At 72.6% G+C, this 13,550-nt stretch carries 10 protein-coding genes; 6 read left to right on the forward strand and 4 right to left on the reverse strand.

What is annotated here, in order from left to right; all coding sequences use genetic code 11:
- Positions 1-91: 91 nt before the first annotated feature.
- The 4 genes from ABZ656_RS01425 to ABZ656_RS01440 form a co-directional block, all read right to left on the reverse strand.
- Entirely contained in the window at positions 92-1,003 is a 912-nt protein-coding gene (locus ABZ656_RS01425; protein WP_360263373.1) for an SMP-30/gluconolactonase/LRE family protein, read from the reverse strand.
- Positions 1,000-1,776, reverse strand: coding sequence for an IclR family transcriptional regulator (locus ABZ656_RS01430; RefSeq protein WP_101405335.1), 777 nt, complete (start codon positions 1,774-1,776; stop codon positions 1,000-1,002). The genes ABZ656_RS01425 and ABZ656_RS01430 overlap by 4 nt, the downstream gene beginning before the upstream one ends.
- A 161-nt stretch (positions 1,777-1,937) precedes the next feature.
- Entirely contained in the window at positions 1,938-3,155 is a 1,218-nt protein-coding gene (locus tag ABZ656_RS01435) for a helix-turn-helix domain-containing protein (RefSeq protein ID WP_101408161.1), read from the reverse strand.
- Positions 3,156-3,217: 62 nt separating this feature from the next.
- Entirely contained in the window at positions 3,218-3,370 is a 153-nt protein-coding gene (locus tag ABZ656_RS01440) for a hypothetical protein (RefSeq protein ID WP_179858157.1), read from the reverse strand.
- A 296-nt stretch (positions 3,371-3,666) separates the two neighbouring features.
- Between ABZ656_RS01440 and ABZ656_RS01445 the strand changes: the two genes are divergently transcribed.
- The 6 genes from ABZ656_RS01445 (at position 3,667) to ABZ656_RS01470 (ending at position 13,544) form a co-directional block, all read left to right on the forward strand.
- A complete protein-coding gene (locus tag ABZ656_RS01445; protein WP_360263378.1) occupies positions 3,667-4,644 on the forward strand; it encodes a DUF3068 domain-containing protein in 978 nt (325 codons plus the stop codon).
- A 252-nt stretch (positions 4,645-4,896) separates the two neighbouring features.
- A complete protein-coding gene (locus ABZ656_RS01450; RefSeq protein ID WP_101405333.1) occupies positions 4,897-6,048 on the forward strand; it encodes a glycosyltransferase family 4 protein in 1,152 nt (383 codons plus the stop codon).
- A gap of 5 nt (positions 6,049-6,053) precedes the next feature.
- Positions 6,054-6,833: a class I SAM-dependent methyltransferase gene (locus ABZ656_RS01455; RefSeq protein WP_101405332.1), complete on the forward strand. Its 780-nt coding sequence runs from the start codon at positions 6,054-6,056 to the stop codon at positions 6,831-6,833.
- Positions 6,830-11,374 (forward strand): alpha-(1->3)-arabinofuranosyltransferase family protein, encoded by a 4,545-nt coding sequence (locus ABZ656_RS01460; protein WP_360263488.1) that lies wholly within the window; start codon positions 6,830-6,832, stop codon positions 11,372-11,374. The genes ABZ656_RS01455 and ABZ656_RS01460 overlap by 4 nt, the downstream gene beginning before the upstream one ends.
- The gene (locus ABZ656_RS01465; RefSeq protein WP_101405330.1) at positions 11,371-12,777 is read left to right on the forward strand and encodes a condensation protein; all 1,407 of its coding nucleotides are present in this window, start codon (positions 11,371-11,373) and stop codon (positions 12,775-12,777) included. The genes ABZ656_RS01460 and ABZ656_RS01465 overlap by 4 nt, the downstream gene beginning before the upstream one ends.
- Positions 12,774-13,544, forward strand: coding sequence for a class I SAM-dependent methyltransferase (locus ABZ656_RS01470; protein ID WP_101405329.1), 771 nt, complete (start codon positions 12,774-12,776; stop codon positions 13,542-13,544). Before ABZ656_RS01465 ends, ABZ656_RS01470 begins: the two co-directional genes overlap by 4 nt.
- Positions 13,545-13,550: the final 6 nt, after the last annotated feature.

The following is a 13,550-nucleotide window of genomic DNA, read 5'->3' on the forward strand; positions in this document are numbered from 1 at the left end:
TAGGAAGCGCTTTCTCGTCAATGGTTTGCACAAAAATCGAAGGTCCCCGTCCGGTGGTCGACGACCGGACGGGGACCTACGGGGGGAACTGTCAGCCGGCGAACGGCGGCTGCGGCAGGCCCTTCCCCGCGCCGGGGACGACGAGCACCGAGCCGGAGAGCGGATGCGGCGCCTCCAGGCCCGTACGCGCCGTGGTGATGTACAGGTCGGTCAGGTCCGCGCCGCCGAAGGCGCAGGCGGTGGGGCGGGGGACGGGAAGTTCCACGACCCGGTCCAGCTCGCCGTCCGGTGTGTAGCGGCGGACCGCTCCGCCGTCCCAGAGGGCCACCCACACACAGCCCTCGGCGTCGACGGTGAGCCCGTCGGGCCAGCCCGCACCCTCTTCGATCACGACCAACGGACGCCTGTTGAGGGGGAGTCGACCGTCACCCACGTCGAAGACGTCGACGCGGCGGGTCGGGGAGTCGATGTAGTACATCAGCCGGCCGTCCGGGCTCCAGCCCGTGCCGTTGCTGACGGCGACGTCGTCGAGGATCGCGGTGACCGTGCCGTCGGCCGTGATCCGGGACAGGGTCCCGCCGCCCGGGGCTTCGTCGTAGCGCATGGTGCCGAAGAGCAGCGAGCCGTCGGGGGCGACCGCGGCGTCGTTCGCGCGGCGGCCGGGGACGGGGTCGCGGTGCAGCCACCGGAAGCCCTCGGCGCCGCCGTACGCCGCCACGCCGTCCCGCAGATTGACGACCAGGCCGCCGCCCGCGCGGGGCTTGGCGGCGCCCACGTGCTGCTCGGTGACCATGACCGTGCGGCACCCGGAGACGGGGTCGTACGTGTGGACCCGGGAGCCGAGGATGTCCACCCAGATCAGCCGCTGCGCGTCCGGATCCCAGGTCGGGCCCTCGCCGAGGGCCGCTTCGGCGCGCACCGCGACGTCGAAGGCCGCTTTGCCCGTATTGCCCGCGTTGCCCGTGTTGCCGGTCGTCCTGGTCTTCCCGCTCGTCGCGGTCATCCCACCACGCTCCGGTGACCGAGCCGCTCGGACAGCTCGACGGCACCCTTCGCGGCGAGCTGCTCCAGCTCCACGCGGCGCTCGTCGCTCCAGCGGATCATCGGTACGGAGATGGAGAGCGCGGCGACGACCTGGCCCGTGCGGTCGCGCACCGGAGCGGCGACGCAGCTGACGTCCGGGTTCGACTCGCGGCTCTCCACGGCGACGCCGCGGCGACGGATCTCGGCGAGGGCCTCGCGCAGGGCGCCCGGCTCGGTGATGCTGTTCGGCGTCATCGCGACCAGGTCCGCGTTGTCCGGGACACGGGAGGTCAGCTCGACGTCGGGGAGCGAGGCGAGCAGCATCTTGCCGACGGAGGTGCAGTGGGCGGGCAGGCGCCGGCCCGCCGCGGACACCATGCGCACGGCGTGCGTGGAGTCGACCTTCGCGATGTATATGACGTCCGTGCCCTCCAGGATCGCCACGTGGACGGTCTCGTCGCAGGTCTCGGCGACGGACCGGGCGACCTGCTGGCCCTCGGCGGCGAGGTCCAGCTGCTCGGCGTACCGGCTCCCGAGCTGGTACGGGCGCACACCGAGGCGGTAGCGTCCCGGCTGGCCGGGAACCTGCACGATGTACGAGCGGGCGGCGAGCGTGGTGACCAGCTCGTGCACCGTCGTCCGGGGAAGCTGGAGCTTGCGCACGATGTCGGGGGCGGAGAGCGTCCCGTCCCCGTCGAGGAAGAGCTCGAGTATGTCGAGAGCTCGGGTCACGGCAGGTACGAGGCGTCCCACAACCGGCCCCCTCCCTATGTTCGAAATTTCAACAGCCGATCGGCATGACGAACACAGGCTACTCATAGTGCTCTTGCACGGGCAATGGGTGGGTAACGGTGAGGTGCAGGGGGTGACAGTGCACTGGCGCGCAGGCGGAGCCGGCCGCGCGCGACGGGAGGTCAGCGGCGGGGGCGGGGATCACCCAGCTCACCGCGGAGACGCTGCGCGCGGAGTACCAGCTCCAGTTCGAACCGCCGGTCCGGGTCGTCGATCTCGTCGCCCCACAGCTCCCTGATCTGGCGGAGGCGGTAGCGGACGGTCTGGGGGTGGACACCGAGCCGCGCGGCAACCTCCGGCGCACCTCCGCGTGTCTCCAGCCACGCCAGCAGCGTCTCCGCGAGACGCCGCCCGTGCGTCGGCCCGCAGTGCGCGAGCGGCGCCAGGCAGCGCAGGGCGAGGTCGTCGATCAGCTCCTCGGGCTGGAGGAGCACCAGGGCCTCGGTGTGCTCGGTGCAGTGGAGCACCTCCCCGGCGGGCAGCAGCCGCCGCTCCATCAGCCGTACCGCCGCATCCGCCCAGCGCAGCGACTTCGCCGCGTCGGCCAGCGGCACCGGCGGCCCGATCGCCCCGGACCAGCCGGTGAGCGCCCGGTGCAGCAGCTCCGGCCGCCCTGCGGCGCCCGGCTCGGGCACGACCATCCGCGGCTGCTCGTACTCCATGTCGAGCAGTACCCCCTGCCCGACTGCGGGCGCCACGGCCTCCCGCGCCGGCCGCAGCAGCACCCCGACGGCGACCTTGTCCGGCAGTGGCCAGCCGATCCGCGCGGCCCGCTCGACGAGCGCCTCGGCGGGGTCGCCCCGGTGGTGGTGCTCGGCGAGCAGCAGCTCCATCAGCCGGCGCTGGAGGCGGAGGCGCTCCCCCGCCTGCCGGGCCGCGGCCTCGGCGTAACCCCGTACGGACTGGTCCACCAGACCGTCCAGGTACTCGTATCCCGCGTCGACGAGCTCGTACATCGCCGGTGGCGGGATCTCGACCCGCTGTCCGATCTCCGCGAACCGGCGCCAGGCGAGGCGTACGCCCAGCCGGTAGATCGCCTGAAGTGAGTCGAGGCTGCGGCCGTGCAGTCCCTCGCCGCGGCCGAACTCCTGGAAGACCTCGGGGTGGACGCGGGGTCTGCCCTCCGCCGTCTCCAGGTGCTGCACGAAGACCTCGATGGCCCGGCGGATGCCGACGAGGGCCATCGGCTCGCCGGAGTCGTCGAGGACGAGGGGCAGGTTCGGGTACTCGCGGCGGATCTCCCGGAGGATCTCCTCGGCGAGATCCGGCGCCTCGGCCAGGGCGACCGCCGCGAACTGCCGCACCTGGGCGCGGGGAACGTCATGCCAGGCCGAGCGCATGGCGACGGTCCCGTGGCCGGCCTGCGCTTTCCGGTCCGTCTCCGGCGCGCCCCTCGGCACGGTCAGTGCTCCTGGTCGGCATGTTCGTACGTGATCAGGGGGGTGTTCGGCTGGTCGGGGGTCGCGTCGAGCAGCGCGACGATGCCGAGTGCGGCACCCACGGCGAGCGCGGCGGCGGCCGCGACGGTGAGTGCGGCGGCCAACAGTCTGGACATCGCAGGGTGAGCCTCTCTGTCGGAGGTCGTCCCCACCCGTTCCCGTGATCCGCGCAGCCCGTTTCGCCGGTCCCGTCCGGCAAGTCCTCAGTCTCGACAATGCATTGACACTCCGTCAAGGGTGCCCGTACGGTTCCCGGCCCATACCGCACGTGCACTTTCCCTCCTGGTGTCGACGCACCCGTATCACCGCGTTCCACCCGTATCACCTGCATCACCCGCGACCGGCCGTGACCGGCCGTGATCAGCAGTGGTGACCCGTGTGTCGAGCCTCCTCACGCCCCTGGAGTGCCCGGATGCGCCGGAAACCCTCACCCTTCGCACTGGTCCTGCTCGGCCTCGGCACGTTTCTGCTCGTACTGGCCCCGATGCTCGCGTGGTACGTGGAACCGCGGGCCGCCGTGAATCCCATCGACATCGACACGACCGCCGTCTACACCGGCACGGGCGCCTACTTCGACACCGCGCAGATCCAGACCCTGTACGACAAGCGGATCACCATCACCCAGCAGGTCAGAGGCGATGTCGCCGACAGTGAGCACAGCGGGCGCGCCGTCTGGGACGTGACGACGACGGTCGACACGGACAAGTCGCTGCCCGCGGCCGATCCGTACGACGCGCTGGAGTTCTTCCCGAACCGCTGGGTCACCGACCGGAAGACCAACCAGCCGGTGCACTGCTGCCAGGAGAGCCCGCACTTCGAGGGCGACGCCTACCTCAAGTTCCCCTTCGACGTGCAGAAACACGCGTACCGCTGGTGGGACAACTCCCTCGGCGCACCGATCACGCTGGCCTACCGGGGCACCAAGAAGATCCAGGGCTACACGGGTTACCGCTTCACCGGCACGGTCCCCCCGACGAAGATCGGCACCCGGCTGGTGCCCGGCAGCATCGTCGACCTGCCGGGTCGCCCCCAGGTGCTGGCCGAGGAGTGGTACTCCAACCACGGCATCGAGCTGGTCGTCGACCAGCGCACCGGCCGGGTGCTCTACGCCCAGGTCGGTCCGCGCAGGACGCTGCGCGCCCCGGGTTCCACGTACGACTCGACGCTGCTCCTGGACGCCGACAAGCTGGCCTTCACCACGGCCACCCAGAAGGACCAGGTGAAGCAGGCGAAGAAGGAGAGCGGTCAACTGCGCCTGGTGGGGCAGACATTGCCGACAGGTGCCGGTGTGCTCGGGTTCGTCCTCGCCGCCGTGGGCGGCGTTTTGGTGGTACGAGGGCGACGGGATCCCGGTTCGTCCGGTAACTCCCCTTCACCACTCACGATGTGATGGCCTGTCAGCTCCACAAAGCCCGGAATTTGTCACCTCGGTGAGTAGCAGCTTCCCAGCGCCGGGCGAAAACTGTCCACCCCCACCCGAGCACAGCCCGCCCACACTCCCGTTACAGCCAGTACCCGCATCCCCCACAGACCGGCAGATTCACCCCGCACAGATCGGCGAATTCACCCTCGAAGCGACCCACCCGCCCTACGCCCTACCCCCCACGCTGAGTTCCGCACCCTGAGACGAGTTGGAGCACCCATGCCCCAGCACGTGCCCTCCCCGCTGCGCGCCGCGGTCCCGCGCGACGCGCAGTCCCTCCCGGCGCTTCCCCCACGGCCGCGCCGCATCGTCTTCCTCGCCCACCGGGACCTGGGAAACCGGTCCGCGGGCGGATCCGAGATCCTCGTCGACCGGCTCGCCGAGGGACTGACCTCGCTCGGCCACCAGGTCACCCTGGTGTGCGGCGGGCCCGCGGCCTACCACGACTACCGGGTCGTGTCGGCGGGCGGCGACCTGGGACACTTCCTGCGCGCCCGCTCCGCCTTCCACCGTCAGGTCGGCGGCTGCGACCTGCTGGTCGAGGTCTGCAACGGCATGCCGTACCTGGCGCCGCTCTGGCACCACGGCCCCACCCTGTGCCTGGTCAACCACGTCCACACGGACCTGTGGCGGATGCGGTTCGGCGGGCCGCTGGCGCCCGCCGCCCGGATCGGCCGAAGACTCGAACACTGGGCACTGGCGGGCGCACAGCGCGGCAATCTGCTGGTCGCCGTCTCACCGTCGACGGCCCACGCGCTGCGCGCGATCGGGGTGCAGCGGGAACGCATCCGGGTCGTGCACAACGGGGTCGAGGAGCCGGGGCCGCTCGCCGAGCGCTCGCCGGAGCCGCTGTTCGTGGCGATGGGAAGGCTGGTCGAGTACAAGCGGATCGATCTGCTCCTGCGGCTGTGGGAGCGGGTCCGTCCCGTCACCGGAGGCCGGCTGGTGATCGTCGGCGACGGCCCCGAGCGGGAGAGACTGGAACAACTGGCCGGCCCCGACGTGGAGTTCGCCGGGCGTGTCCCGGAGGCCGAGAAGCACCGGCTGCTGTGCGCCGCGTGGCTGCTGCTGCATCCCTCCGCCGTGGAGGGCTGGGGCCTGGTGGTCACGGAGGCGGCGGCGCGCGAGACCCCGGCGATCGCCTTCGACGTGCCCGGTCTGCGCGACTCCGTGGTCGACGGCGAGACGGGTGTACTGGCCCGCGGTGAGTCCTCCTTCGCGGCGGCCTGGTGCACCCTCGCCCTGTCCGCCCACCGCCGCACCCTCATGGGCAAGTCCGCCCGCGACCGCGCGGCCCAGTACCGCTGGAACAACACGGTCCGCCAGTTCAGGGCGGTGGCCACGGAGGCGGCCGCCTCCTGGCGGAGGTGACGCCCATGGACGGCGACCCCGAGATACCCCGCCGAGCCCCCGCCAAAAGCGCGCCCCCCGCATGGAAGGACCCCTCCTTCCGGCGTTCGTTCACGCTCTTCCGGGCCTTCATGCGGGAGCAGGACGACCCCGAGAGCTGCTACTCGTTGCTGGCCCGCGACGCCGCCGACCAGGTCGAGGCGTACGGCGGCGTCGAAGGACGTACCGTCGTGGACGTCGGGGGCGGCGGCGGGTACTTCACCGCGGAGTTCCGGCGGCGCGGGGCGCACGCGTATCTCTTCGAGCCGGACGTAAGGGAGTTGGGGGCGAAGCCCGACGGCTCGGCGGTCGTCGCGGACGGGTATCTGCTGCCGCTCGCGGACGGGGTCGCCGACGTCACCTTCTCCTCCAACGTCCTTGAGCACGTGGCCGATCCACAGACGTTCCTGAGCGAACTGGTGCGCGTCACCCGGCCCGACGGGCTGATCTACGTCTCGTTCACCAACTGGCTCTCCCCGTGGGGCGGTCACGAGTGGGCGCCCTGGCACTACCTCGGTGCGGAGCGGGCGCGGGCCCGCTATCACCGCCGTACCGGAAAGCCCGCCAAGCACACCCTCGGCGAGAACCTCTTCGCCGTGCACGTCGGCACCACCCTGCGGCAGGTGCGTGCCCGCGACGACGTCACGGTCGTCTCGGCGCGCTCCCGCTACTGGCCCATCCTCGCCTCCGCCGTCACCAGGGCGCCGGGGCTGCGGGAGTTCGCCACCTGGAACCTCCTCCTCATCCTCCGGCGGTGTCCACCATGACGACCACGGTCCAGGCTCCTCCCCCGGCGGCCGTCCGCCCCGTCTCGACCACGTCCGGCCCCCCGCACGGGCCGCGGTCCAGGCGCTGGCTGCTGGGGTTCTGGGCCGTGGTGTTCGTACTGTTCCTGGCCGTGCACCCCGGACGCATGACGTTCGACACCAAGCTCGGTGTCGCGCTCGACCCCTGGCAGTTCCTGTCCGACCTGGGCCAGTTGTGGCACGACCGGGGCGGCTTCGGCGGCATCCAGGACCAGTACGTGGGTTACGTCTGGCCGATGCTGCCGTTCTACGGCCTGTGCAAGCTGATCCACCTCCCGGTGTGGCTGGCGGAACGGCTGTGGCTGTCGATCGTCGTGTCCGTCGCCTTCTGGGGCGCCCTGCGGCTGGCCGAACGGCTGCGGATCGGGAACGGTTCCTCCCGGCTGCTCGCCGCCGTCGCGTACGCGCTCTGGCCGGTCTTCACGATCGTCGTCGGCTCGACCTCCGCCGCCGCGCTCCCCGGCGCCTTCCTCCCCTGGGTCCTGCTCCCCCTCACCGACGAGCGCCACAGCGCCCGCGTCGCCGCCCTCCGCTCGGCGCTCCTCGTCCCCTTCATGGGCGGCGTGAACGCGGCGGCGACCCTCGCCTCGCTGCTCCCCGTCGGGCTGTATCTGCTGTCCCGTCCACGTGGACCCCGGCAGCGCAAGCTGATCACCTGGTGGGTGCCGGGCGTGATCCTGGCGACGGCCTGGTGGGTGATCCCGCTGCTGATGCTCGGCGTCTACGGCGAGAACTTCCTCCCGTACGTGGAGACCTCGGGGACCACGACCGCCACCATGTCGGCCACGGAGTCCCTGCGCGGCGCCGGGAACTGGGTCGCGTACCTCCACTTCGGCGAGGCCTGGCTGCCGGCCGGCTGGACCGTCGCCGCCTCGGTGATCGTGATCGTCTGCTCGGCGCTCGCGGCGGGACTCGGTCTCGCCGGGCTCGCCAGACGTGACATGCCCGAGCGCCGCTGGCTGGTCCTGACCGTGCTCTCGGTCGCGCTCCTCACCCTCGCGGGGTACGGCGGCGCGTTCGGCGCACCCTTCCACGGCGTCGTCCAGGACTGGCTGAACGGCTGGCTGGTCCCCTTCCGCAACATCTACAAGTTCCAGACGGGCCTCGCGCTGGCCCTCGTGTTCGGCCTCGCGCATCTCGCCGGGGTCGCGGCGCAACCACGCGGCGCCCGCCCCGTACGCGGCCGCCGCTACGCGCCCCTCGTCACGGCCGTGCTGATCCTGCCCGGCCTCGCCTGGCCGTACCTCAACGGGTCGATCCTCAACCCGGGTTCCTTCCAGCAGCTTCCCAAGTACTGGCAGACCACCGCCGACTGGCTGAAGAAGTACTCGCCCGACTCCCGTGCACTCGTCGTCCCCGCCACCGCGCACGGCCTCTACACCTGGGGCTCCCCCATCGACGAGCCCCTCGACGTGCTCGCCGACTCCCGCTGGGCCGAGCGGGACTACGTCCCCTTCGGCACCCCCGGCAACCGGCGCGCCATGGACGCCGTCGAGCAGGCGCTCATGACCGGCAGTGACGTCCCCGGCCTGGGGGACTATCTGAGCCGGGCCGGCCTCTACTACGTCGTCGTCCGCAACGACCTCGACCCCGACCAGGTCGGCTACGTCCCGACCCAGACCGTGAAGCGGACCCTGGAACAGTCGGGCTACCAGCGGGTCACCGGCTTCGGACCGGTCGTGACCGGCGGCCGGATCGCCCACCACACCCCGCTCCAGGTCGAGGGTCTCTACCCGCGCGAGCGCGCCGTCGAGATCTACGAACCGGCGGGCAACGGCGCACCGCGCCCCGGACAGGCCGGGCTGAGCGCCATCGCGGACACCGCCGTCGTCTCCGGCGGCCCCGAGGCGCTGCTGCCGCTGGCCGCCGACCCCTCGATGCGCGGCCGCCCCGCCGTCCTGACCGGCGACAACCATCCCGGCCTCGGCACCACCGCGGTCCAGGTGGTCGGCGACGGGCTGCGGCGCGCCGACACCCGCTTCGGCCTGGTCAACTCCAACACCTCGTACACGTACACGCCCGACCAGCGCAACGACAGCGGCAGCGCCCAGGACGCCGGCAAGAAACCGCACCAGATCCTGCCGACCAAGGGCATCCAGCACCAGACGGTGGCCGAGCTGCGCGGCGCCCGCTCGGTGACCGCGTCCTCCACCGGCAACTGGCTGTTCCATCTCCCCCAGTACGACCCCGTGAACGCCTTCGACGGGAACCCCGACACCGCGTGGGCGGAGGGCGCGTCCGGTTCCGCGAACGGGCAGTGGCTGCGGATCCGCTTCGAGGGGTCCCTGGACATGCCGAAGTCCTTCAAGGTCACCCCGCTGCCGCAGGACGGCATGCGGTCCGCGGCGACCAGGGTCCGGGTGGAGACGGAGAAGGGCTCCGCCACCAGCTACCTCGAACCCGACGGCACGACCCAGTCCGTCAAGGCGCCCGCCGGGTCGACGAGTTGGATGAAGCTGACGATCGTCGGATCCACCGCGCAGCGCGCCGGACTCACCGGCGCGGGCTTCTCCGAGATCGCCCTCCCGGACGTCCAGGTCACCCGCCTGCTGAAGCTCCCGACCGACGCCGCCGGCTCGGACGCCGCCGCCGAGATCGTCTCCCTGCACCGCACCACCGACCCCACCGGCCTCGCCCCCACGGGCACGGAGGCGGGCCTGCACCGCACCTTCTCCACCTCGACGGCGGGATCGTACGAGGTGAACGCGAGCGCCGTCGCGATCACCGGCGACGCACTCGACAAGCTCCTGTACGACGTCTCGCCCAGGCAGCCGAACCGGATCGTCGCGACGGCCGACTCCACGACGGACCTCGGCCCCGGCCTCGACGCGCGCAATCTCACGGACGGCAACCTGACCACGGCCTGGATCGCCGGGGACAGGCCGACGATCCATCTGAGTTGGCCCGACAAGAAGCCTGTCTCGTCCATGGTCCTGGCCGCGGCCGGCGGCCTCTCCACCCGCCCGACGAAGATCGAGATCCGCTCCCCGGACGGGGACACCGTGGCCGCCGTCGACGAGAACGGCTGGGCCCGCTTCGACCCGATCACCACGGACCACCTCGACATCACCGTCACCGAGACCGCGCCGCTGACCCTCCACAACCCGGTCGCGGGCGCCGACCTGCAACTGCCGGTCGGCCTGACGGAGGTGTACCTCCCGGCCCTCGCCGAGTACCGCACCACACAGGCCCTGAAGACGCAGGAGTTCTCGCTGCCCTGCGGGAAGGGGCCGACGCTCGCGGTCGACGGGAAGCTGTACGAGACGAGCGCGAAGGGCACGGTGGGGGATCTCACCGAACGGCGGCCTGTTCAACTGACGCTGTGCCAAGAAGGCTCCCCGAACCCCGCGTTGGACCTCGGATCCGGCTCGCACCGGGTCGAGGCAGGAGACGCAGGGCCCCTCGCGGTCACGGACGTCACCCTCACCCGTGGCACCGTCGAGGCCGCCGCCGGTGCCGGGCGCGAACTGCGGATCGTGGACTGGCTGGGCGACCGCCGCGAGGTGAAGGTCGGCTCCGGCGCCGCCTCGTACCTCACGACGTACGAGAACTACAACGACGGCTGGCAGGCCACGCTGGGCGGCAAGAAGCTGACGCCCCTGCGGCTCGACGGCTGGCAGCAGGGCTGGCAGATCCCGGCCGGGGCGGGCGGCACGGTCAAGCTGTCGTACGAGCCCTCGACGACGTACGAGGCCGGGCTGATCGGCGGCGGGATCGGCGTGGCGGCTCTCGCGGGCCTCGTGCTGTGGCGCCGCCGCGAGGCCAACACCGACGAACCGCAGCCGACTGCGCCGGACGCCGGGCTCTGGCTCGGCACGGTGGCGCTCACGCTGGTGGGCGTGGTCGTCGCGGGACCGTTCGCGCTGCTGGTACCCGCGCTGGCGCTGCTCGCGTGGAAACGGCACGCGCTCCTCGTACCGATCGCGTTCCTCGCGCTCACCGGGGCGGGGATCGCCGCCGCCACGGGCGCCGGGTCGCCACCGGGCGCGAGCGAGGGCGCGTTCGGGCCCGCGGCACAGTTGCTGGCGTTGATCGGGTTGTTCGCCGCGTTGGTGAGCGTCCAGGAGCCCTCCGGAGCGACACCCCGGGGCTCCCGCCCGGCCCTCCAGCCCGGCCCGCCCCCGGGCTCCGAGGCCCCGACGGCACCGCTCCCCCGACGCCGCCGCGGCGAGAACGGCGGCCCCGGGGCGGTGGCGGAGAAGCCCGACCCGGAAACCACGTCCCCCGGGGAGAAACCCGGCACGCAGACCAAGCCGCTCGGAGAGACGCCGACTCGCGGAACCGGGCGGGGCACCGCACAAGCCGGAGCCGAGCCCCCGGCCCCTGGGCCCGACCGTGCCTCCAGCCCGACCATCTCCGCACGCGGCCCGGGTTCCGCCCCGCGCGAGGCGGGCGCCGGTGACGCGGGTGCGGGCGAGGTCGATCCACCCACCGCACGGATCGCCTTCCGCAAGGCGGGGAACCCGGCGGACGACGACACGGGAAGGGACGAACCCCGATGACCGCGCTGGAACACCCGGCACGGGACGGTACCGACGGACCGTCCCGGCCCCCCGCCCGCGTGCCGTTCCCCGTCGTGGACGAGGTCTCCCGGCACTGTCTCCAGGAGGAGGAACCCGAGACCGTCCACATCGAGGTCCACCTCCCCGGCCACCTGGACCCCGCCCGCCTCACCTCGGCGTTCACCGAGGCCCTGCACCGGCACCCCCGCATCCTGATGCGCGAGGCCGCGGGCCCCTGGTACCGCCGCCGCTACGAGTGGGAACTCACCCCCGATCCGGACCTGGAGGTCGTCTCCTTCCCCCCACCGGGCCCAGGCGCCCTCCAGCACGCACGGACCCGCGCCCTGCTGACCGCCCCGCCACTGTCCGCCTCGCCTCCCATCCGCCTGGAGGTGGTCGACGGCGCGGGCCCGCCCGTCGGCAGCGAGGCGACGGACGCGGTGGGTACGGCGCCGCGCCGAAGCGCCGCGCCCCGTACCCATACCGGCCCCCGTCCCAAGGGCACCGTCCTCTTCCTCACCGTCAACCACACCGCCCTCGACGGCCCCGCCTGCCTCCGCGTCCTCGCCACCGCCGCGGAGCTGTACGGCGGCAAGGACAACTCCCCGACCGCACCACCCGTACGACCACCCGAGGCGGAGGCGAAAGCCGTGCAGGTCGACACCCCGTCCACCTGGACCCCGCCCGCCCGGGTGGCCCACGGCACCCCGGAGCCCTCACCCGGAAACGGCCTCCTCGTCACCGAACTCGGCGTCCCGCACCGCCCCAAGGGCTCCCCGTACACCGTGAACGACCAGCTCATGGCGGCCACCGCCCTGATGATCACGCACTGGAACAGGGAACACGGCGCCCGCCCGCGCCCCCTGCGCATCACGATGCCGGTCGACGACCGCCCCCGCGGCACGGACATGCCCATCGGCAACGGGACGCGACTCGTCGAAGTCCCCTTCACGGTGGAGGAGTTGGACGCCGGACGGATCGGTGAACTGCTGCGCCGTACGGCGGAGCGGACCCGTGCGCTCAAGTCGCTGTCCCGGCCCCAACTCGGCCATGGCGCGGCCCTCCTGACCGCCCCCGTGGTCCCGGTCGCCTGGCGCGCCGCCCTCACCCGGGGTCTGCGCCGCGCGGTCGGCCCCTGGACGTCGACCGCGCTGCTGAGCAACATCGGCCGCATCCCGTACGCGCTGGACTTCGGCCCGGAGGCGGGCCGCGCGCACGCGGTGTGGTTCTCGGCGCCCGCCCGGACACCCCGCGGCCTGACCGTCACCACGGCGTCCACCGCGGGCCGCCTGCACGTCGCCCTGCGCTGGTCGCGCACCCTGCTCAGCCACGGCGACGGCGCCCACCTCCGCGACCTCTTCGAGCACTATCTGCACGCGACGGAGGAGGACGGCAGCCGATGACACCCACGACCTCGCCCCCCACCCCTTCCGCCGCCTCGGCAACGGCAGCCGCCCGCCGGGGACTTCGCGACTTCTACGAGGATCCGAGCGTCCCCGTCGCCTCCGGCACCCCCCGCAGTCTCCGCCAGGCCCGGATGCTGGCCGCAGCGCTCGGCCCCGCCACGGCCGGCGCGCGGACCGTGCTGGACATCGGCTGCGGCGACGGCACCGCCGCCGCGACCGCCGCACCGCTGCTCGCCGGACACCGTCTCGTCGGCGTCGACTGGTCGCAGGACGCCCTCAGACGCGCCCACGCCCGGCTGCCGTACGCGATCCGCGGCGAACTCACCGACGGCGGGCTGCCGTTCGCAGACGCCTCGGCCGACGCCGTCCTGTTCAGCGAGGTGATCGAGCACCTCGTGGACCCGGACAGTGCCCTGGACGAGATCCGCAGGGTCCTGCGACCCGGCGGCCATCTGATGCTCTCCACCCCGAACCTCGCCGCCTGGTACAACCGCGCCCTGCTGCTCGCCGGTGTCCAGCCCGTCTTCTCGGAGGTGAGCCTGCGCGCGATCCACGGCCGCCCGGGGCGGGAGGTCGTGGGCCATCTGCGGCTCTACACGGCCCGCGCGCTGCGGGAGTTCGTGACCGCGGCGGGCTTCGAGGCCGTACGACTGAGCGGGGCACCCTTCCACGGCGTACCGCGTCCGCTGCGCCCCCTGGACCGACTGGCCTGCGCGGCGCCCGCCCTCTCCTCCATCCTGCTCCTGCACGCCCGAAGGACGTAGCCCATG

It is taken from the genome of Streptomyces sp. NPDC007095 (assembly GCF_040634475.1).
Lineage (GTDB): Bacteria > Actinomycetota > Actinomycetes > Streptomycetales > Streptomycetaceae > Streptomyces.

Coding starts and splice junctions, on each gene's coding strand:
- ABZ656_RS01425 (WP_360263373.1), bottom strand. CDS start 1,003: ATGACCGCGACGAGCGGGAAGACCAGGACGACCGGCAACACGGGCAAC.
- ABZ656_RS01435 (WP_101408161.1), bottom strand. CDS start 3,155: ATGCGCTCGGCCTGGCATGACGTTCCCCGCGCCCAGGTGCGGCAGTTC.
- ABZ656_RS01440 (WP_179858157.1), bottom strand. CDS start 3,370: ATGTCCAGACTGTTGGCCGCCGCACTCACCGTCGCGGCCGCCGCCGCG.
- ABZ656_RS01445 (WP_360263378.1), top strand. CDS start 3,667: ATGCGCCGGAAACCCTCACCCTTCGCACTGGTCCTGCTCGGCCTCGGC.
- ABZ656_RS01450 (WP_101405333.1), top strand. CDS start 4,897: ATGCCCCAGCACGTGCCCTCCCCGCTGCGCGCCGCGGTCCCGCGCGAC.
- ABZ656_RS01455 (WP_101405332.1), top strand. CDS start 6,054: ATGGACGGCGACCCCGAGATACCCCGCCGAGCCCCCGCCAAAAGCGCG.
- ABZ656_RS01460 (WP_360263488.1), top strand. CDS start 6,830: ATGACGACCACGGTCCAGGCTCCTCCCCCGGCGGCCGTCCGCCCCGTC.
- ABZ656_RS01465 (WP_101405330.1), top strand. CDS start 11,371: ATGACCGCGCTGGAACACCCGGCACGGGACGGTACCGACGGACCGTCC.
- ABZ656_RS01470 (WP_101405329.1), top strand. CDS start 12,774: ATGACACCCACGACCTCGCCCCCCACCCCTTCCGCCGCCTCGGCAACG.